This is a genomic window from Arthrobacter oryzae, assembly GCF_037911235.1.
GTDB lineage: Bacteria > Actinomycetota > Actinomycetes > Actinomycetales > Micrococcaceae > Arthrobacter > Arthrobacter oryzae_E.
The window spans coordinates 42,679-61,838 of sequence record NZ_JBBLYW010000052.1 but is presented as its reverse complement, the minus strand read 5'-3'; the positions used below and the strand labels follow the sequence as shown (position 1 = coordinate 61,838).

Below are 19,160 nucleotides of genomic sequence, written 5' to 3'. Positions count from 1 at the left end.
GCCGGTGGCAGTATCAGTCGTTGTTCTTGCGGAGTGCTTCAGTCAGCACCCGGGCGGCATTGCAGACGACTTCGGCATGAAGCCGGCCGGGCTGGCGGGTCAACCGCTCAATCGGCCCGGAAATGGAGACGGCGGCAATAACCCGTCCGGAGGGGCCCCGGACAGGCGCCGAAACGGAGGCGACCCCCGGCTCCCGTTCGCCGAGGCTCTGGCCCCAGCCACGCCGTCGTACTCCTGCCAGGACGGTGGGCGTGAAGCGCGCTGCCTGCAGTCCTTCGAGCAGCCGGTCGTGGTCCTCCCAGGCCAGCAGCACCTGGGCTGCGGAGCCGGCCTTCATGGAAAGCTGCGTACCAACAGGAATGGTGTCGCGGAGCCCGATAGGGCGTTCAGCCGACGCAACGCACACGCGCCAGTCACCCTGCCGCCGGAAGATCTGGGCGCTCTCGCCGGTCGCGTCGCGCAGCTGCATCAGGACCGGTCCGGCGGAGGCGATCAGCCTGTCCTCGCCGGCAGCGGAGGCGAGCTCCACCAGGCGGCTTCCCAGCACAAAGCGGCCCTGGATGTCGCGGCTGACAAGCCGGTGATGGACCAGGGCGAGGGCGAGCCTGTGTACGGTCGGCCGCGCCAGTCCGGTGGCGGCCACCAGCTGCGCCAGGGTGGTGGGCCCGGCCTCGAGTGCGTCAAGCACATGGGCCGCTTTATCGATGACACCGACGCCACTAGAATTGTCCATGTAATGATATTGCCGTCTCAATATCTGAGATGCAAATCATTTGGCTGGCGTATTACGCGGGCGTACTGGTTCAGTGGATGTAAACAGCCAACAGCAGTGAAGGGAGATGGCCATGGCAAAGACATTGGCCGAGAAAGTCTGGGACGCGCACGTGGTGCGCAAAGGCGACGGCGAAGGCGCCAACGCCCAGCCGGACCTCCTCTACATCGACCTTCACCTGGTGCATGAAGTCACGTCGCCGCAGGCCTTTGAAGGGCTCCGCCTGGCCGGCCGCCCGCTGCGCCGCCCGGACCTCACCATCGCCACCGAGGACCACAACACCCCCACGCTGGACATCGACAAGCCTATCGCCGATCTCACCAGCCGGACCCAGATCCAGACCCTCCGCAACAACTGTGCGGAATTCGGCGTCCGCCTGCATTCCCTGGGCGATGCCGAGCAGGGAATCGTCCACGTGGTGGGGCCGCAGCTCGGCCTCACCCAGCCCGGCATGACGGTGGTCTGCGGCGACTCGCACACCTCCACGCACGGAGCGTTCGGCGCACTGGCCATGGGAATCGGCACGTCTGAGGTGGAGCATGTCATGGCCACCCAGACGCTGTCCCTGAAGCCGTTCAAGACCATGGCGATCAATGTCGAAGGGACGCTGCGTCCCGGCGTTTCGGCGAAGGACATCATCCTGGCAGTCATCGCGAAGATCGGCACCGGCGGCGGGCAGGGCTACGTCCTTGAATACCGCGGCTCCGCGATCCGCGCGCTGTCCATGGAGGCCCGGATGACCATCTGCAACATGTCCATTGAGGCCGGGGCCCGCGCCGGCCTGGTGGCACCGGACCAGACCACGTACGACTACATGTACGGACGTCCGCACGCGCCGCAGGGCGCCGAGTGGGACGCCGCCGTCGAATACTGGAACACGCTCCGCTCCGAAGACGACGCAACGTTCGACGTCGAGGTGGACCTCGACGCCGATACGCTGGAACCGTTCGTGACCTGGGGGACCAACCCCGGCCAGGGCGTGTCCCTGTCCGCCAGGGTGCCCTCGCCCGAGGACTTCGGCGATGAGAACGCCAAGGCCGCGGCGGAACGCGCGCTGCAGTACATGGGGCTGGAAGCCGGCACCCCGATGAAGGACATCCGGGTGGACACCGTCTTCCTGGGCTCTTGCACCAACTCGCGGATGGAGGACCTGCGCGCCGCCGCGGACATCATCCGCGGACGCACCAAGGACCCGAACATCCGCATGCTCGTTGTGCCGGGCTCGGCCCGCGTGCGGCTCGAAGCGGAAGCAGAGGGCCTGGACAAGGTCTTCAAGGATTTCGGCGCTGAATGGCGTTTTGCCGGCTGCTCCATGTGCCTGGGCATGAACCCCGACCAGCTGGAGCCGGGCGAACGCTGTGCCTCCACGTCCAACCGCAACTTCGAGGGGCGCCAGGGCAAGGGCGGCCGCACCCACCTCGTGTCGCCGGTGGTGGCGGCAGCCACGGCCGTCCGCGGGACGCTCAGTTCGCCGTCGGACCTGGACCCCGCACCGGAGTCCGCCGCCGTCCGCAGCAGTGCCGCTTAGAAAACCTCGCCTAGATAACGCAGCCTGGCCTGCGCAGCCCAGACCTACTCCAGCACCGAAGGATCCGCCATGGAAAAGTTCAGCACCCACACCGGCATCGGCGTACCGCTGCGCCAGAGCAACGTGGACACCGACCAGATCATCCCCGCCGTCTACCTCAAGCGCATCACGCGCACGGGCTTCGAAGACGCACTGTTTGCGGCCTGGCGCAAGGACCCGGCGTTCATCCTGAACCAGGAACCGTTCAACGCCGGTTCCGTCCTGGTGGCCGGACCGGACTTCGGCACCGGGTCCTCCCGCGAGCACGCTGTGTGGGCCCTGAAGGACTACGGCTTCAAGACCGTCCTGTCCTCCCGGTTTGCCGATATCTTCCGCGGCAACTCGGGGAAACAGGGACTCCTGGCCGCCGAAGTGGCCCAGGATGACATTGAACTCATCTGGAAGGTCCTGGAGAACGCGCCCGGCACCGAAGTGACCGTGGACCTCGTCTCTAAGACCGTGACGTGCGGCAACGTGGTGGCACCGTTCGAGATTGACGACTACACGCGCTGGCGCCTCCTGGAAGGCCTGGACGACATCGGGCTGACGCTCCAGCACGAGGAAGACATTACCGCGTACGAAGCCACCAGGCCGGCCTTCAAGCCGAAGACGCTGCCTGCACGGCTGTCCTAGGCGGGGCGGTCCCGCCGGCTGCGGTCCTGGTCCCTGCTGCACCGTTTCCGGTCCGGGCTGAGCCCCTCCCGGTCGGCGCCGGGCCCTTCGAAAGGCGTGCCGTATTTCAGATCGGAAACGCAAGCTCCTATGCTTAGCTGGAGCCTTTGTAAGGATTTGGGGGCGAGAAGTCGTGAGGAAACCGGTATATGAGTAGTGTTTTGACAATCCGCGGAGGCGTCCCGCTGACTGGACGTGTCACCGTTCGCGGGGCCAAGAATCTTGTCCCCAAGGCCATGGTGGCCGCCCTGCTGGGCAATGAGCCGTCCGTGTTGCGCAACGTTCCTGAAATCAAGGACGTTGAGGTTGTCACCAGCCTGCTCCAGCTCCACGGCGTCACGGTCGAAAAGGACCCGGTTACGGGGGACCTGACCCTGGATCCGAAGGGTGCCAAGACCGCGTCCAGCACTGCGATCGACGCCCACGCCGGCGACTCCAGGATTCCCATCCTGTTGTGCGGGCCGCTGATCCACGCCATTGGCGAGGCCTTCATTCCCGACCTGGGCGGCTGCAAGATCGGCGACCGCCCCATCGACTACCACCTGAACGTTCTTCGCCAGTTCGGGGCCGTCGTCGAAAAGCGTCCGGGCGGCATCCACATTTCTGCGCCCAAGGGACTTCAGGGCGCCAAGATCTCGCTGCCCTACCCGTCTGTGGGGGCCACCGAACAGGTACTGCTCAGTGCCACACGGGCAGAAGGCATCACGGAGCTTTCCGGTGCCGCCACGGAACCGGAAATCATCGACCTCATTGCCGTGCTGCAGAAGATGGGCGCCATCATCAGCGTCCAGACGGACCGCACCATCCGGATTGAGGGCGTGAAGGACCTCGGCGGCTACAACCACCGTGCCCTCTCGGACCGCAACGAATCCGCCTCCTGGGCATCTGCCGCGCTCGTGACCCGCGGTGACATTTTCGTCGAGGGCGCTTCGCAGCGCGACATGATGACGTTCCTGAACACCTACCGCAAGGTGGGCGGCGGCATGGACATCGGTGAGGACGGCATCCGTTTCTACCACCGCGGCGGCAAGCTGAACCCGCTCGTCCTGGAAACGGACGTGCACCCGGGGTTCATGACGGACTGGCAGCAGCCCCTGGTGGTGGCCCTGACCCAGGCCGAGGGCGTCTCCATCGTCCACGAGACCGTCTACGAGAACCGTTTCGGCTTCACGGACGCGCTCATCCGGATGGGCGCCAACATCCAGGTGCACCGGGAATGCCTCGGCAGCGTGCCGTGCCGCTTCGGCCAGCGCAACTTCCTGCACTCGGCCGTCATCTCGGGACCCACGCAGCTCAAAGGCACTGACATCGACGTCCCGGACCTCCGGGGCGGTTTCAGCCACCTCATCGCCGCACTCGCCGCCACCGGCACGTCCCGGGTGACCGGAATCGACATCATCAACCGCGGCTATGAGCGTTTCACCGAGAAGCTCGCCGGCCTGGGCGCCGATTTCGACATCACCTCAGCCAAGTAACGGGGTCCCAGTGAAGGAAACGGCCAAGAGCCGCATCACCTTTGTCATCGTCGCCGGGATCGTCAGGCCCGTGATGAACGTGCTCATGAACAAGAAGTGGGAAGGGCTGGAAAAGCTTCCGGCGGGCGGCTTCATCGCCGCGCCCAACCACTGCACGGAGATCGACCCGCTGGTCATCGGGCACATGCTGTACAACCAGAAGCGGATGCCGCATTTCCTTGCCAAGGGCGGCCTCTTCAAAGTTCCGGTCCTTGGGTTCGTGCTGCGCGCCACCAAACAGATCCCGGTGGAACGCTCGACGGCGGGTGCCAACCGTTCGCTGAACGTCGCCCGGGAAGTGGTGGACGAAGGCGGTGCGATCATCATCTACCCCGAAGGCACCCTGACCCGGGACCCCGGGCTGTGGCCCATGAAGGGGCACACGGGCGCAGCCAGGATGGCACTGGAGAGCGGCATTCCCGTGGTCCCCATGGCCCACTGGGGAGCCCACCACGTCTTCCCGCGTTATGCCAAGCGCTTCCACCTGTTCCCCCGGCGGACCTCCAGGGTCCTTGTGGGCGAGCCCGTGGACCTGAGCGCATTTGAGGGCCGGCCGCTGGACAAGGCCACGCTGACGGCCGCCACCGCCGTCATCATGGATGCCATCACCGCGCTGCTGGCGACCCTGCGGTCGGAGCAGCCCCCGGCCGAGCGTTGGGATCCGGCCTCCCACAACCAGAGCACACACGGACGCATCATCGATGGGTCCGGCACATGACCCCTGACCAGACCGCAGCGGGCTCAGCGACGTCCGTCGCCGTCCTCGGCGCCGGCTCCTGGGGCACCACCTTTGCCAAGATCCTCGCCGATGCGGCCATGGCATCCGGTGTTCAGCGGAGCATCCGGCTCTGGGGACGGCGCAGCGAGGTTGTCGAGCAGATCAACACCACGCACCGGAACCCGCAGTACCTCAAGGACATTGACCTGCCGCACAGCATCACCGCGTCCACTGACGTGGCGGAAGTGCTCGCGGGGGCCGAGCTGGTGGTATTGGCGGTTCCGGCCCAGTCCCTGCGGCTGCAGCTGCGTGAATGGCGGCCCTTGATATCGCAGGACGCCTTCGTGGTCTCCCTCATGAAGGGCCTGGAGCTCAGTTCGGATGCCCGCATGAGCGAGGTCATCTGCGAGGAACTGGGCATCAAAGCGGACCGGATTGCGGTGGTTTCCGGACCGAACCTGGCCATGGAAATTGCCCGCGAGGAACCCACCGCGTCGGTGGTGGCCTGTTCGGACGCCGAAGTGGCTTCGTGGATCGCCCGCAGCTGCACTGCACCGTATTTCCGCCCGTACACCACCACCGACGTCGTCGGGGTGGAAATCGGCGGCATCGTCAAGAACATCATCGCACTCGCTGTGGGTATCTGCGAAGGCAAGAGCATGGGCGACAACACCAAGGCATCCGTCATTACCCGCGGCCTTGCGGAAACGTCCAGGCTTGCCCTGGCCCTTGGCGGGGAAGCGCAGACCATGGCCGGTTTGGCCGGCCTGGGTGACCTTGTGGCCACCTGCTCCTCGCCGCTGTCCCGGAACCACACTGCCGGACGCCTTCTGGGCAAGGGGCTGACGCTGGAACAGGTGACCGCGGAAATGACCCAGACGGCCGAAGGGATCAAGTCCGGCCAGGCCGTGCATGAACTCGCCGGAAAGCTCGGCGTCGAGATGCCCATCACTGCGGCTGTGGTTGCGGTGCTGGCCGGAAAATTGTCCGTTGACGAACTGGGACCGCTGCTGCTGGCCCGGGACCTGAAATCCGAAGGCGATTACTGACCGTGTTGGAAGAACAAGTGAACAAGCCCGCCGGGTCCGGCAACGCCAAACCCCGGGTCGCCGTATTGTTTGGGGGCCGTTCCAGCGAGCACGCCGTCAGTTGCGTGACGGCAGCGGGCGTGCTGGGTGCCATCGACTACGACAAGTACGATGTCATCCCCATCGGCATCGCCAAGACCGGCCAGTGGGTGCTGGCGTCGGGGGACACCCGGCAATGGTCGCTTTCGGCCTCCTCGCTTCCCGAAGTGGCGCCGTCGGCCCGGACGGTAACGCTCGCCGAAATCGGCGGGGAACACCAGCTGATCGTGGCCTCACCGAATGAGGTTCCGCAGGAACTCGGCACCGTGGACGTTGTCTTCCCGCTGCTCCACGGCCCGTTCGGGGAAGACGGCACCATCCAGGGGCTGCTTGAACTTTCGGACACCCGCTACGTGGGTGCCGGCGTCCTGGCCTCCGCCGTCGGGATGGACAAGCACTACATGAAGGTGGTCTTCGAAGCCGCCGGCCTGCAGGTGGGGCCCTACATCGCAGTGACGGACCGCCAGTGGATCACGGACCCCGAGTCCGTCCGCAAACGCGTTGACCTGTTGGGCTACCCCGTGTTCGTCAAGCCTGCCCGGGCAGGATCCTCCATGGGCATCTCCAAGGTGGATTCCCTGGAAGGCCTGGACGCGGCCATTGAAGCGGCCCGCGAGCACGACCTCAAACTGGTGATCGAAGCCGGAATAGTCGGGCGCGAAATTGAATGCGCCGTGCTCGAAGGACGCGGCACGGAACCTCCGCGGACCTCCATGCCGGGAGAGATCGCCGTGGCGGCGGGGGAGCACGAGTTCTATGACTTCAATGCAAAATACGTGGAGGACGACGCCGCCTCGCTGAGCTGCCCGGCCGACATCCCCGATGAGGCAATTGCCCGGGTCCGCGAGCTGTCCGCTGCTGCCTTCGACGCTGTCGGGGCCGAAGGCCTGAGCCGGGTGGACTTCTTCTACACTCCGGACGGCGAACTGATCATCAACGAGATCAACACCATGCCCGGCTTCACGCCGAAAAGCATGTACCCGCAGATGTGGGCTGCTTCGGGGCTGGGCTACGCGGACCTCATTGATGAACTGATCTACCTGGCGCTGAACCGGAAGACCGGGCTCCGCTAACCGCCGTCGCGGCCAGCCGCCGCAGTCGCGTCGCGGCTATTGTCCGGTGGGCAGGTTCTGCAGCTCTTCCTGGCCCACACAGTTCCTGGTGGCCCTGATCTTCCCGGCCGCGGCCGAGAGTTCAGCCAGCACGGTGGCGGAACTGATCTGGTCCGGGTCCATGAGGATCTCCGTGGCCGGTTCGCGGCCGAAGGTTGTCAGCGTCCATACCGGGTCGCCTTCCTTGATGACCCAGTCAATGCCGTTGACGCTGACGCAACGGTCGGTGGTGGGTCCGGGAACATTGACCCCGCAGCGCAGGATCACCTTGGACGGATCGCCCCAGGCAGCGGTTGCCTGGCTGTTGGTTTTCCGCAGCCCCGCATCACCCATAGTGTCCGGCAGGGCCACCATCATCGGGGCGCAGGCAGGATTGGCCGCATCCTTGGCCGGTGCCACATCCACCACCGGAGCGCATCCGCTGACGGCCAGCACCGCCGCCGCCGTTGCCGGCAGGAGAAGCGAACGGATGGAGACCGGGGTGCGGAGCTGGTGCATTCTTTAAGCCTATCCCGGCTGGATGTCAGTCCCGGACTGTAGCGTAGTGGTGTGCCTGAATCTCACCTCACCGTCGCCGGACTTTCCGAATCCCGACTCCTGGCCAGGATCTTCCCGCGCCTGAACAACGGCCCCGCGGACACTACGGCGCTCCTGCTCGGCCCCGGGGACGACGCCGCCATTGTGGCAGCCCCGGACGGTCGGACGGTGGTGAGCATTGATACCCAGGTGGTGGACCAGGATTTCCGGCTGCTATGGCGCAACGGATACCGGACCACGGGCTTCGACGTCGGCTGGAAGGCCGCGGCGCAGAACCTCAGCGACATCAACGCCATGGGTGCGCGGTCCACCTCCATGGTGGTGAGCCTGACCCTGCCGCCGGAGACGCCCGTTTCCTGGGTGGAAGATTTCGCGGACGGACTATCGCATGCCATTCGCGACCTTGGGGCCGCAGGGTGTTCCGTGGCCGGAGGGGACCTGGGCCGGGGCCGCGAATTGGCCGTGACAGTGGCCATCCTGGGCACCCTGGACGGGCGGGAGCCGGTGCTGCGCTCGGGTGCCCGCCCCGGCCATACCGTCGCCCTGGCAGGAACGGCCGGGCACGCCGCGGCCGGTCTTGCCCTGCTTGAGTCCGAGGTTGGCGTTGAGCTGTTGACGCCGGAACTGCGGACCATCATGGACAGGCAATGCAGGCCGCTGCCGCCGCTGGCTGCGGGTCCGGCAGCACTCGCCGCCGGGGCCTCGTCCATGATGGATATATCGGATGGCCTGATCCGCGACGGCGGGCGGCTGGCCGCCGCCAGCGGCGTCGTCCTGGACCTCGATCCCGCTGCGCTGAAGCAGCTCACGGAGCCGCTGGCCGCGGCCGCAGACGCGGTGGACGGGGACCCCATGGACTGGGTGCTCGGCGGCGGCGAAGACCATGGACTCCTTGCCACATTCCCGGCGGACGTTCAGCTGCCTCGGGGTTTCGCTGCGATAGGCTCAGTAGAAGCCCTTGCACCAACGGAAAGCACGGGCGTGAAGATAGCGGGCCGGCCCGCGGACACCGTGGGATGGGATCACTTTGCAGACTAAGATTGCCGCCAACGCGCAAGCGATGAAGCGGTGGTTGGGCAAGGCCGAAACAGCGCTCGGGAACCACAGCGACCGCCTCAACGCCATCAATATTTTTCCGGTGGCGGACGGCGACACCGGCACCAACCTGTACCTGACGGTCCGGGCCGCGGCGCAGGCCCTCAGCAGTCCACCTGACGCCGGGTCTGCGTACCAGTCCGGTGCGACTCCGGGCCAGCAGGACGTCGGGGCCGTGCTTGCCTTGGCCGGGCAGGCCGCGATGGAACAGGCCCGCGGCAACTCGGGAACGTTGTTCTCGGTGTTTTTGTGCGCTGCTGCGGAGCCTTTGGCCGGTCACACCCGCCTCAGCTCACCGCTGCTGGCGGCGGCCCTCAACCGGGCCCAGATCCGGGCCTGGTCTGCCCTGAGCGATCCCGTTCCGGGGACCATGCTCTCGGTCATGGAGGCGGCAGCGCGGGCTGCCGCCGGAGTGGACGCCGACCAGAACGGGGACGACAGCAACCATGTGCTGGGGCTTGCCCTGGATGCCGCGGTCGAGGCTGCCCTCGACGCAGTGGTCCGGACCGAGGACCAGTTGGCAGCCCTGCACGAGGCCCACGTGGTGGACGCCGGCGGGGTGGGGATGCTCCTCATCCTGGACTGCCTGCGTTCGGCGGTGCTCGGCGAAGAACTTCAAAGCGAAATGCTGGACGGCCTGCACGGCTACAACGTCCAGGATCCCCACATCCACACAGACATGCCCGACGACGACGGCGTGGAGGTCATGTGCACCATCAGCCTCTCGCCCCTGGATGCGGCCACGCTGCGCCAGCGGCTGGACGAGATGGGCGATTCGGTGATCATGAGCCAGGTGGGTGGCGCCACGGACGCCGACGGAAAGTACCGCTGGCGCGTTCACGTCCACGTCCCGTCACCCGAACCGGCCGTCGCACTGATTGGCTCCCTCGGGGAGCCCACGGAAATTTCGGTCAGCCAGCTTGCCCTGCCGCGGGACCCCGGCAGACATGAACGCTGAGCTGGAACTGGGCCTGGAACGCCGCATCGGCAAACGGTCCGCAGCCGTCATTGAGAAACACCTCGGCATCACCACCGTTGGCGGCCTCCTCAACTACTTTCCGCGCCGGTACCTCAACCGCGGCGAGCTGACGCCCATCAGCGAGGTTCCGCTGGATGAAGAGGTCACCCTGATCGCACGCGTCGTGTCCAGCAGCACGCGGGCCATGCGTGCACGCCGAGGCACCCTGACCGACGTCGTCATCACGGATGACGCCGGCACCCTGAAAGTCAGCTTTTTCAACGGATTCCGTGCCAAGGCGGAGCTGCTGCCGGGGCGGCGGGCCATTTTCTCCGGGAAGGTCACCCGGTACGGCGGCAGCCTGAGCCTCACCAATCCTGACTTCCAACTGCTGGACGAGGACCCGGACACCCCCGGCATGGATCCGGAGAAGCTGGCCGCCATGCCCATCCCGGTCTACCCGGCCACAGCCAAGCTCACCAGCTGGTCCATCCAGAAAGTGATCTCCACCCTGCTGGACACCGTTGACCTCGACCGCCTGGACGACCCCCTGCCGGCAGAGGTCTCGGCGCGGGAGAAGTTCCTTCCGGCCGCCCAGGCCTACCGCCTCATCCACGCTCCGCAGGTGCCCGGCGACTGGCAGCGGGCACGGGACCGCTTCAGGTACCAGGAGGCCCTCGTGCTGCAGTCCGCGCTCGCGCGGCGGCGTGCCCAGCTGGCGGCCGAGGAAGCCACCGCCCGCCGGCCGGTCGCTGGCGGACTGCTGACGGCATTCGACCGCCAGCTGCCGTTTACCCTCACCGCCGGACAGGCCGCCGTCGGCAAGACCCTCGCGGAGGAGCTCTCACAGGACAGCCCTATGAACCGGCTCCTTCAGGGCGAGGTGGGGTCCGGCAAGACCATCGTTGCCCTGCGCGCCATGCTTCAGGTGGTTGACGCAGGGGGACAGGCCGCCCTCCTGGCGCCCACGGAGGTTTTGGCTGCGCAGCACTACGAATCCATCCGGCGGACGCTCGGTCCGTTGTCGCGCGACGGCCTTTTGGGCGGATCAGGTCCCGACTCGGTCCAGGTCACGCTGCTCACCGGTTCCATGCCCACCGCTGCCCGCAAGCAGGCCATGCTGGACGCGGCGTCAGGCACTGCCGGGATCGTGATCGGGACGCACGCGCTGCTGAGTGACAACGTCTCGTTTTACGATCTCGGGCTGATCGTCGTCGATGAGCAGCACCGGTTCGGAGTGGAGCAGCGCGACGCCCTCCGGGCGAAGGCCAGCAAACCGCCGCACCTGCTGGTCATGACTGCCACGCCCATTCCGAGGACGGTGGCCATGACCGTGTTCGGGGACCTCGAAACATCAGTGCTGGACGAACTCCCCGCCGGCCGTGCCCCGATCACCACGCATGTGGTGGGACTCGCCGAGAATCCGGGCTGGGCAGGCCGCATCTGGTCCCGGTCCCGGGAAGAGATCGATGCCGGCCACCAGGTCTACGTGGTGTGCCCCAAGATCGGAGAGGACGACGACGGCGACTTCAGCCCCGGGGAAGCGGAGCCGTCAGCCGCAGACCTGGAAGGCGACGGACCGGCCCGGGAGCTCGCGTCCGTCACAGCCGTCGTCGAACACCTCCAGGATGAACCGGCGTTGGCCGGCGTTGCCCTGGCGCCGCTGCACGGCAGGCAGGATCCGGTCCTGAAGTCCGCAACCATGGCGGCGTTTACGGCGAATGAAACGAAGCTGCTGGTGTCCACCACCGTGATCGAAGTGGGCGTCGATGTCCACAACGCCACGCTGATGGTCATCCTGGACGCCGACAGGTTCGGCATTTCCCAGCTGCACCAGCTTCGCGGACGGGTGGGCCGGGGCGGATTGCCCGGCACCTGCCTGCTGGTGACCACCCTGGAACCCGGCCATCCCAGCCGCCGCCGGCTGGACGCCGTGGCAGCCACGACCGACGGCTTCGAGTTGTCGCAGGAGGACCTGAAGCTGCGGCGCGAGGGCGATATCCTCGGTGCCTCGCAGTCCGGCGGGCGGTCCGCGCTGAAGCTGCTGCGCGTTCTGGAACACGAGGCTGTCATTGCGAAGGCGCGCCAGGATGCGCAGCAGATTGTGGCCCGGGATCCGGACCTGGCCGACCACTCCGCGCTTGCCGAGGCAATCGAAGAGTATTTGAACCCTGAGAAGGAGGCATTCCTTGAGCGTGGCTAGTAGTTGGCGAAGGGCTGCAAGCGGCAGGACGGCGCTCATATGAGCCGCATCATCGCGGGCGCCGGCGGGGGAATGCCGCTCGCCAGCGTCCCCGGTTCCATGACCCGCCCCACCACTGACCGGGTCAAGGAGGCACTCTTTTCACGGCTTGAGGCCTTCAACGTGGTGGCGGGCGCCCGCGTCCTGGACCTCTATGCGGGCTCCGGCGCGCTGGGCGTGGAAAGCGCCAGCCGGGGGGCGGAGACCGTTGACCTCGTGGAGTTCGACGGCAAAGCGAGCGAGGTCTGCCAGCGCAATGCGGACCTCGTCAACGGGGCAGTGGGACGCAAAGTGGTGTCGGTCCACCGCTCACGGGTGGAGTCCTTCCTTGAGAGGACCGTGCCGGGCACCCTCTGGGACCTCGCTTTCCTGGATCCGCCGTATCCGCTGGATGAGCCCGCCATGGCCGGGGTGCTGGAAGAGTTGTCGCCCTACCTGGCGGAGGGCGCCGTCGTGGTTGTGGAGCGGTCCTCCCGCAGCCCGGAGCCGGTGTGGCCGGCGTCGCTGGAACGGTTCGCTGAGAAGAAATACGGTGAAACCAAGCTGTGGTTCGCCGAACCCGTCGGCGGGGGAAGCTGACTACCCGGAGAGCGCGTCGAGGTCCACTCCGGCCAGCACCCTCGCCGGGTGCGGGCCACGTGCTGCCAGTTCTTCGGTCCATTCCGCAGGCCACGGACCCTGGGTGCCGGTAAGGATGATGTTGCCGGGATGCCGGCCGGCGAACATGCCGGACTCCGCGAACGCGGCGACGCCGTTCATGGCCTGCCGCAACGCTGCCACCTGGCTCCGGACCAGCGTCAGCCCCGGTTCATCGCCCACGTTGACGATCAGCACGCCGCTCGGTGTCAGCCTGGCCGCGGCCTCCTCGTAGAACCCGGTGCACGCGATGTGCTCCGGGGCTTCCGGCCCGGAGAAGATATCCAGGATCACGACGTCGAAACGCAGTTCCGCCGGCAGTTCCGCCAAAGCGTCCCGGGCGTCGCCGATCAGGGTGTGCAGCACCGTTCCGGCCGGCATCGGCAGTTGCTGCAGGACGAAGTCCAGCAGTTCGCGCTCGAGCTCCACGGCGTACTGTACGGACCCGGGTCGGGTTGCCTGGATGTAGCGGGCAAGCGTTAGCGCCCCCGCACCGAGATGAAGTGCGTTGACGGGCTCGCCGGCCGGGGCGGCCAGATCCACCACGTGGCCGATCCGGCGGAGGTACTCGTAGAATATTTCGCCCGGCTCGGCGAGGTTCACGTGGGACTGCTCTGCCCCGCCGATGCTCAGCACGTAGGCCCCTTCGGTGAAGGAGTCCGGCTCAATCGTTGCGTGCTTGCCGGTGGTCCGGAGGAAACGGGTCCCTGCCGCGGACCGTGCAGGCACCGTCACAGCCTGTCGCGGAGCGTCGCGAGCCGTGATGCCGCCTCTTCGAGGACTTCCGTCTTCTTGCAGAAGGCGAAGCGGAGCAGGCTGCGGGTCCGTTCAGCCCCTTCGGGGTGGCAGAAGACGGGCACCGGAATCGCGGCGACGCCCACGAGGTCCGGAAGCCTCCGGGCCAGATCCACGGAATCGTAGATTCCCAGGGGAGCAGTGTCCACATTCACGAAGTAGGTTCCCTGTGGCGTGAAGACGTCCAGGCCGGCGGCCTTCAGCCCCTCGCTGAGGATGTCGCGCTTGCGCCTGAGGGTTTCGGAGATTCCCGTGTAGAAGTCGTCCGGAAGGGCGAGCCCGACGGCGATGGCGCCCTGGAACGGCGTGCCGGAGCTGTAGCTCAGGAACTGCTTCACGGTCCTGATGGCGGACACAAGGTGTTCCGGTCCGCTGAGCCAGCCGATCTTCCAACCGGTGAAGGAGAACGTCTTGCCTGCGGAGGATATGGTGACGGTCCGGCCGGCAGCCCCCGGAAGGGTGGCCACGGGGATGTGCGGTTCCCCGAACGTCAGGTGCTCGTACACCTCATCGGTGATGATTACGGCGTCGTGCCTTGCGGCAAGTTCGACGACACGCTGAAGCACTTCACGCGGAAAAACCGCGCCGGTGGGGTTGTGCGGGTTGTTGATGAGCACCACTTTGGTGCGGCTGCTGAAGGCTGCTTCCAGGGCCGCCATGTCCGGCATGAAATCCGGGGCGAGCAGCGGAGCAGTCACATGCGTGGCTCCGGCCAGCCCGATCACGGCGCCGTAGGAGTCGTAGAACGGTTCGAAGGTAAGCACCTCGTCGCCGTGCTCCACCAGGGCCAGCAACGAGGCCGCGATGGCTTCGGTAGCGCCGGTGGTCACGATGATCTCCGTCTCCGGGTCCGGCGCCAGTCCGTAGAACCGATGCTGGTGGGCTGAAATGGCCTCCCTGAGAGGAAAGATGCCCTTGCCCGGGGCGTACTGGTTTGCGCCGGAGGCGATCGCCGCCTGTGCCGCCGCTTTGATCTCCGCCGGGCCGTCCTCGTCCGGGAAGCCCTGGCCAAGGTTGATGGCGCCGGTACGGACCGCGAGGGTGGTCATCTCCTCGAAGATCGTGACACCCAGCGTGCCGTTGGGTGCCAGCAGGTTGGCTCCCGACGCTGCCCGCTGCCACGGTGCCGGAACTGTTGTGGTCACTGTTTGCCTGCCTGTCGGTTGGTTACGGGGTTTTCGGCCCGCCCGGTGAATTTTTCCATGCCCGCGTAGATCCGGAAGATCCGTCCGCCGATGAAGTCCCATGCCCGGACCGGGAGGATTCCGCGCAGGACTTTTCCAAGGTTGGCCATCGCGGGAGCAATCAACAGCGGGCGGCCCGCCGCCATCGCCCGCCAGGCCCGGCGGACCGCGTCATCCGGAGTCATGAGCGGAGTGAGCAACGGGCCGCGGACACCCGCGAACATACCCGTGGAGATATAACTGGGGCAGAACGTTGTGACCCGGAGATGCCGGTAGCCCTCCTGCTCCAGTTCGATCCGCAGTGAGTCGCTCCAGCCCACCACGGCCCACTTGGATGCGGCGTAGACACTCATCCGCGGGTTTGACACCGTACCGGCGGCAGAGGCGACGTTCAGGATGCGGCGCGGGCGCCCGCCGTCGGCCATCATGTCCGGAAGGAACGCAAGGGTGACATACATCGGCGCCAGCGCGTTGACGTCCATGGTCAATGCGATATCAGGTCCTGGCCGGTGGTCCCAAAACAGGGCACCGCGCACGATTCCCGCATTGTTAATAAGGAGCGCCAGGGCGCCTTCCGCCTTGCACTCCCGCGCGGCCTCCGCGATGGCTGCCCGGTCCGCGAGGTCCACCTGCCGGGGTACGGCACGGGCACCGAGCGCGGCGACCTCGCGAGCAACGTCTTCCAATCCGCCGCCGTCCACATCCCACAGGACCACCACCGCGGCACCTTCCCGGGCAGCGCGGAGGGCGTGCAGCCGGCCCATGCCCGTAGCGGCGCCGGTGACAAGAACCACGCCCCCTGCAACGGTGAAGGGAATGTTCGACTCGGGCATCCAGTCATGTTATCCCGCTCCGCGGATGCGGTAGGTTCGGAACATGAGACGCGCCGTATGCCCAGGCTCCTTCGATCCCATCCACAACGGCCACCTGGAAGTCATCGCCAGGGCAGCCGGGCTCTTTGACGAGGTCATTGTGGCGGTGTCCACGAACTACAACAAGAAGTACCGCTTCACGTTGGAGGAGCGGATCGACATGGCACGCGAGACCCTTGCGTCGCTGCGCGGCATCGTGGTGGAGCCGGTGGGGGAGGGCCTGCTGGCCGAATACTGCAGGCAGCGGGGTGTGTCCGCAATTGTGAAGGGCCTTCGCTCCTCGTCGGACTTCGACTACGAGCTCCCGATGGCAACCATGAACCGGCAGCTCAGCGGTGTGGAAACGGTCTTCCTTCCCACCGAGGGCCACTACCTCCACCTGTCGTCAACGCTCATTAAGGAAGTCTTCACCCTGGGCGGCAGCGTGTCGGACTATGTGCCCCGGTCGGTACTGAAACGCCTGCTGGCGGGCGGGTCGTCTCCGGAACAGCCCGGCAGAGGGTAGGCTTGACCGGTACGCAACGGCCCTGCCGGTTTTGCGGCCCATTCCCTGCTTGTCCCGCGGTGCTGAACCGCGCGCCTTTCAGCCGGTTTGAGTCCGTCCGGAAGATCAGGCTAAGATAGTACGTCGGTCATATGTTCAACAGGAGTTCTCATTAAACGAGATGCTAGTTCGCCCTTGGCGTTCGACGTCAAGGACCTCGGACGCAGTCCGGGGAGTATGCGGACACTGACGGAACATGTACCCGCACCAAGGGATCTTGGTGTGGCACTCATTGGCGTGCAGGAAGGCTCGGATGTCGAGCTGGATCTGCGGCTGGAGGCCGTACACGAAGGAATTCTGGTATCAGGAACCGTCCACGTCGAAGTAACCGGCGAGTGCGGCCGATGCCTGGATCCCCTTGCGTATGACCTTGAGGTCAATGTGCAAGAACTTTTCTTCTACGAGGACGCCCAGTTCTCCGGTGAAGAAGACGAAGAAGAGCAATATCGAATCGAGCACGATTTAATCGATCTTGAGCCGGTGTTGCGGGACGCAGTTGTAACCATGCTGCCGTTCCAGCCGGTGTGCCGGGAAGACTGCCAGGGCCTTTGTTCCGAATGCGGAATACGCCTGGAAGACGAGCCGGGGCATCACCACGAGGTCGTAGATCCTCGCTGGGCTGCCCTAGCTGACTTGGCTAAGCCTGACCGGCAAAATTGATTTGTAAGTGTTTTTCTAGAGAGAAATGAGTTAGCCGTGGCTGTCCCGAAGCGGAAAATGTCTCGCTCGAATACCCGCGCCCGCCGCTCCCAGTGGAAGGCAACTGCCCCCCACCTGGTGAAGACTGTCGAGAACGGCCAGGTTACCTACAGCCTGCCGCACCAGGCAAAGGTCGTTACCGACTCGGCTGGCACTGCGCTGTTCCTTGAGTACAAGGGCCGCAAGGTCGCGGACGTCTAATCGGCCCACTGGCTGAACATGACGTCTTCAACTGAAGAGCTTTTGAAGCGTCTCGGTGTCTCTATTGACGCCGGGACGCTTCGTCTTGCTCTGACACATCGTTCGTATGCCTACGAAAACGGCGGCATACCCACCAACGAGCGCCTTGAGTTCCTGGGGGATTCCATCCTGGGCTTCTCCGTGACCGACGCCCTGTACCGCGACAACCCTGCCTTGCCTGAGGGTGACCTCGCGAAGCGGCGTTCAGCCGTGGTGAGCACCAGGGCACTTGCCGGAATCGGCCGGAGCCTTGGCATCGGTGACTACATCTACCTGGGACAGGGCGAAAAGCTCACCGACGGTAAGAACAAGGCATCGATCCTTGCCGACACCATGGAAGCGCTCATTGGTGCCACCTACGTGTCCAACGACATCGAGACGGCCCGTCAGCTCGTCATGCGGCTGATCGGTCCGCTGCTTCAGGATGCCGCCGCGCTGGGTGCAGGTACCGACTGGAAAACCAGCATCCAGGAGCTGGCGGCCAGCCGCCAGCTGGGCAGTATCTACTACGCAGTGGAGGGCTCAGGCCCGGACCACGCGCGCACCTTCGTTGCCGTGCTTCGCATCGGCGGAACCGATTACGGGCAGGGTGCCGGACGCTCCAAAAAGGAAGCCGAGCAGGAAGCTGCCGCCGATGCCTGGCGGAAGCTATCGGCTAGCGGTACCGCGAGCCTCCCGGCGGAATCCGAAGCCGGTCTCTAGGTTTCCGTGCCCGAACTGCCGGAAGTCGAAGTTGTCCGCCGCGGCCTGGTGAGCTGGGTCCGCGGCAGGACAATCACCTCCGTTGACGTCCTGGACCCGCGCTCCATCCGCCGGCACGCACTCGGTGCCGAAGACTTTGCCGGCAACCTCCAAGGCGCCCGGGTCCTTGACGTGGTGCGCCGCGGGAAGTTCCTCTGGCTCCCGCTCGAGGAGGCGGAAGGGCCCGGCCGTGACGGCGCCGGGAGTGCCGGATCCGGGGGGCCGGCTGTGGCCCTCATGGCTCACCTGGGCATGAGCGGACAGCTGCTGATGCAGGATTCCGGCGTTCCGGACGAAAAGCACCTGAAGATCCGCCTGCGGCTCAGCCCGGTAGACGGCATGCCGGAACAGCTCAGATTCGTGGACCAACGCATCTTCGGCGGGCTGTTCGTCACATCTCTGGTGCCGACTTCCGACGGCGGACCCGGCGGCTTAGGCGAGCTCCCGGCGCCATTCATCGCAGAAGAGGCCTCCCACATTGCCCGGGACCCCCTGGACCCGCATTTTTCCTTCGATTCTTTTTACCGCCGGCTTCGGCTCCGGCGGACGGGGCTTAAAAGGGCGCTCCTGGACCAGGGACTGGTCTCCGGCATCGGCAACATCTACGCGGACGAGGCCCTGTGGCGGGCACGACTCCACTACGCACGGCCCACCGACACGCTCCGCCGCGCCGAGGCGATGAGGGTTCTCGACGCCGCCCGCGAGGTCATGCTGGACGCCCTCGCTGCCGGCGGAACCAGCTTTGATTCCCTCTACGTCAACGTCAACGGCGCTTCCGGGTACTTTGACCGGTCCCTTAACGCCTATGGTCGGGAAAACCAGGAGTGTAAGCGCTGCGCTGCTGCAGGGTTAGTGAGCCTTATGAAGCGCGAACAGTTCATGAACCGGTCTTCCTACACCTGCCCCGTCTGCCAGCCGCGTCCCCGCAACGGCCGGTGGTGAGCGAGGAAAAGCAGGTACCGCCACTCTACCGAAGCTGTCTTTTCCGGTGCCAGACTGTGCCAAGGGCAGTCGAGGCTGCCGGAGTCGCAGGCGCGTTGGTGTTCAACGCCTGAACGGGAGGCGGGGGCCCAAATGATAGCGAAGCGGCTTGTCATCGCGGGGGTGACCATAGCGGCGGCGCTTGGGGGCACTG

The 19,160-nt window shown here is 65.9% G+C and carries 20 protein-coding genes; 15 read left to right on the top strand and 5 right to left on the bottom strand.

Annotated elements, in window-relative coordinates; translation table 11 throughout:
* Positions 1-13 precede the first annotated feature (13 nt).
* Positions 14-733: an IclR family transcriptional regulator gene (locus tag WMN78_RS15155; RefSeq protein ID WP_011692361.1), complete on the bottom strand. Its 720-nt coding sequence runs from the start codon at positions 731-733 to the stop codon at positions 14-16.
* A gap of 112 nt (positions 734-845) precedes the next feature.
* Here WMN78_RS15155 and leuC point away from each other — a divergent pair, with 112 nt between their 5' ends.
* The 6 genes from leuC (at position 846) to WMN78_RS15125 (ending at position 7,443) form a co-directional block, all read left to right on the top strand.
* Positions 846-2,300 carry a 3-isopropylmalate dehydratase large subunit gene (gene leuC / locus WMN78_RS15150; RefSeq protein ID WP_340534563.1) on the top strand — a complete coding sequence of 485 codons (1,455 nt, stop codon included), beginning with the start codon at positions 846-848 and terminating at the stop codon, positions 2,298-2,300.
* 69 nt (positions 2,301-2,369) lie between these two features.
* Positions 2,370-2,972 (top strand): 3-isopropylmalate dehydratase small subunit, encoded by a 603-nt coding sequence (leuD, locus tag WMN78_RS15145; RefSeq protein ID WP_317780073.1) that lies wholly within the window; start codon positions 2,370-2,372, stop codon positions 2,970-2,972.
* A gap of 188 nt (positions 2,973-3,160) precedes the next feature.
* Positions 3,161-4,486 carry a UDP-N-acetylglucosamine 1-carboxyvinyltransferase gene (gene murA / locus WMN78_RS15140; RefSeq protein ID WP_028271630.1) on the top strand — a complete coding sequence of 442 codons (1,326 nt, stop codon included), beginning with the start codon at positions 3,161-3,163 and terminating at the stop codon, positions 4,484-4,486.
* A gap of 10 nt (positions 4,487-4,496) precedes the next feature.
* Positions 4,497-5,243, top strand: coding sequence for a lysophospholipid acyltransferase family protein (locus WMN78_RS15135; protein WP_340534562.1), 747 nt, complete (start codon positions 4,497-4,499; stop codon positions 5,241-5,243).
* Positions 5,240-6,292, top strand: a complete 1,053-nt coding sequence (locus WMN78_RS15130; RefSeq protein ID WP_340534561.1) for an NAD(P)H-dependent glycerol-3-phosphate dehydrogenase — start codon at positions 5,240-5,242, stop codon at positions 6,290-6,292. Before WMN78_RS15135 ends, WMN78_RS15130 begins: the two co-directional genes overlap by 4 nt.
* Before the next feature lie 2 nt (positions 6,293-6,294).
* On the top strand, positions 6,295-7,443 hold the full coding sequence (locus tag WMN78_RS15125) for a D-alanine--D-alanine ligase family protein (protein ID WP_340534560.1): 1,149 nt from the start codon (positions 6,295-6,297) through the stop codon (positions 7,441-7,443).
* A 36-nt stretch (positions 7,444-7,479) separates the two neighbouring features.
* Here the strand turns inward: WMN78_RS15125 and WMN78_RS15120 are convergent, their stop codons facing one another.
* The gene (locus WMN78_RS15120) at positions 7,480-7,980 is read right to left on the bottom strand and encodes a DUF3515 domain-containing protein (RefSeq protein ID WP_340534559.1); all 501 of its coding nucleotides are present in this window, start codon (positions 7,978-7,980) and stop codon (positions 7,480-7,482) included.
* Between the two features lie 51 nt (positions 7,981-8,031).
* Here WMN78_RS15120 and WMN78_RS15115 point away from each other — a divergent pair, with 51 nt between their 5' ends.
* From WMN78_RS15115 to rsmD, 4 genes are read left to right on the top strand one after another with little or no spacing between them, the layout of a single operon-like run.
* Positions 8,032-9,057 carry a thiamine-phosphate kinase gene (locus tag WMN78_RS15115; RefSeq protein WP_340534558.1) on the top strand — a complete coding sequence of 342 codons (1,026 nt, stop codon included), beginning with the start codon at positions 8,032-8,034 and terminating at the stop codon, positions 9,055-9,057.
* Between the two features lie 22 nt (positions 9,058-9,079).
* Positions 9,080-10,072, top strand: a complete 993-nt coding sequence (locus tag WMN78_RS15110; RefSeq protein WP_340534557.1) for a DAK2 domain-containing protein — start codon at positions 9,080-9,082, stop codon at positions 10,070-10,072.
* Positions 10,062-12,275, top strand: a complete 2,214-nt coding sequence (locus WMN78_RS15105; protein WP_340534556.1) for an ATP-dependent DNA helicase RecG — start codon at positions 10,062-10,064, stop codon at positions 12,273-12,275. The genes WMN78_RS15110 and WMN78_RS15105 overlap by 11 nt, the downstream gene beginning before the upstream one ends.
* Before the next feature lie 39 nt (positions 12,276-12,314).
* A complete protein-coding gene (gene rsmD / locus WMN78_RS15100) occupies positions 12,315-12,893 on the top strand; it encodes a 16S rRNA (guanine(966)-N(2))-methyltransferase RsmD (RefSeq protein WP_340534555.1) in 579 nt (192 codons plus the stop codon).
* Here the strand turns inward: rsmD and WMN78_RS15095 are convergent, their stop codons facing one another.
* The 3 genes from WMN78_RS15095 to WMN78_RS15085 are packed head-to-tail and all read right to left on the bottom strand — an operon-like array spanning position 12,894 to position 15,762.
* Entirely contained in the window at positions 12,894-13,679 is a 786-nt protein-coding gene (locus WMN78_RS15095; protein WP_340534554.1) for a fused MFS/spermidine synthase, read from the bottom strand.
* Between the two features lie 2 nt (positions 13,680-13,681).
* Complete coding sequence (locus WMN78_RS15090; protein WP_340534553.1) at positions 13,682-14,890, bottom strand: aminotransferase class I/II-fold pyridoxal phosphate-dependent enzyme; 1,209 nt, start codon at positions 14,888-14,890, stop codon at positions 13,682-13,684.
* On the bottom strand, positions 14,887-15,762 hold the full coding sequence (locus WMN78_RS15085) for an SDR family NAD(P)-dependent oxidoreductase (RefSeq protein ID WP_340534552.1): 876 nt from the start codon (positions 15,760-15,762) through the stop codon (positions 14,887-14,889). The genes WMN78_RS15090 and WMN78_RS15085 overlap by 4 nt, the downstream gene beginning before the upstream one ends.
* 43 nt (positions 15,763-15,805) lie before the next feature.
* Here WMN78_RS15085 and coaD point away from each other — a divergent pair, with 43 nt between their 5' ends.
* From coaD to mutM, 5 genes are all read left to right on the top strand, one after another.
* Complete coding sequence (coaD, locus tag WMN78_RS15080) at positions 15,806-16,306, top strand: pantetheine-phosphate adenylyltransferase (protein ID WP_340534551.1); 501 nt, start codon at positions 15,806-15,808, stop codon at positions 16,304-16,306.
* A 174-nt stretch (positions 16,307-16,480) separates the two neighbouring features.
* Complete coding sequence (locus tag WMN78_RS15075; RefSeq protein ID WP_340534550.1) at positions 16,481-17,005, top strand: DUF177 domain-containing protein; 525 nt, start codon at positions 16,481-16,483, stop codon at positions 17,003-17,005.
* A 36-nt stretch (positions 17,006-17,041) separates the two neighbouring features.
* On the top strand, positions 17,042-17,245 hold the full coding sequence (gene rpmF / locus WMN78_RS15070; RefSeq protein ID WP_009356569.1) for a 50S ribosomal protein L32: 204 nt from the start codon (positions 17,042-17,044) through the stop codon (positions 17,243-17,245).
* Between the two features lie 18 nt (positions 17,246-17,263).
* Positions 17,264-17,986, top strand: a complete 723-nt coding sequence (rnc, locus tag WMN78_RS15065) for a ribonuclease III (protein WP_340534549.1) — start codon at positions 17,264-17,266, stop codon at positions 17,984-17,986.
* A 6-nt stretch (positions 17,987-17,992) separates the two neighbouring features.
* Positions 17,993-18,967, top strand: coding sequence for a bifunctional DNA-formamidopyrimidine glycosylase/DNA-(apurinic or apyrimidinic site) lyase (gene mutM / locus WMN78_RS15060; protein ID WP_340534548.1), 975 nt, complete (start codon positions 17,993-17,995; stop codon positions 18,965-18,967).
* Positions 18,968-19,160: the final 193 nt, after the last annotated feature.

Coding starts and splice junctions, on each gene's coding strand:
- WMN78_RS15155 (WP_011692361.1), bottom strand. CDS start 733: ATGGACAATTCTAGTGGCGTCGGTGTCATCGATAAAGCGGCCCATGTG.
- leuC (WP_340534563.1), top strand. CDS start 846: ATGGCAAAGACATTGGCCGAGAAAGTCTGGGACGCGCACGTGGTGCGC.
- leuD (WP_317780073.1), top strand. CDS start 2,370: ATGGAAAAGTTCAGCACCCACACCGGCATCGGCGTACCGCTGCGCCAG.
- murA (WP_028271630.1), top strand. CDS start 3,161: ATGAGTAGTGTTTTGACAATCCGCGGAGGCGTCCCGCTGACTGGACGT.
- WMN78_RS15130 (WP_340534561.1), top strand. CDS start 5,240: ATGACCCCTGACCAGACCGCAGCGGGCTCAGCGACGTCCGTCGCCGTC.
- WMN78_RS15120 (WP_340534559.1), bottom strand. CDS start 7,980: ATGCACCAGCTCCGCACCCCGGTCTCCATCCGTTCGCTTCTCCTGCCG.
- WMN78_RS15110 (WP_340534557.1), top strand. CDS start 9,080: ATGAAGCGGTGGTTGGGCAAGGCCGAAACAGCGCTCGGGAACCACAGC.
- WMN78_RS15105 (WP_340534556.1), top strand. CDS start 10,062: ATGAACGCTGAGCTGGAACTGGGCCTGGAACGCCGCATCGGCAAACGG.
- rsmD (WP_340534555.1), top strand. CDS start 12,315: ATGAGCCGCATCATCGCGGGCGCCGGCGGGGGAATGCCGCTCGCCAGC.
- WMN78_RS15085 (WP_340534552.1), bottom strand. CDS start 15,762: ATGCCCGAGTCGAACATTCCCTTCACCGTTGCAGGGGGCGTGGTTCTT.
- coaD (WP_340534551.1), top strand. CDS start 15,806: ATGAGACGCGCCGTATGCCCAGGCTCCTTCGATCCCATCCACAACGGC.
- rnc (WP_340534549.1), top strand. CDS start 17,264: ATGACGTCTTCAACTGAAGAGCTTTTGAAGCGTCTCGGTGTCTCTATT.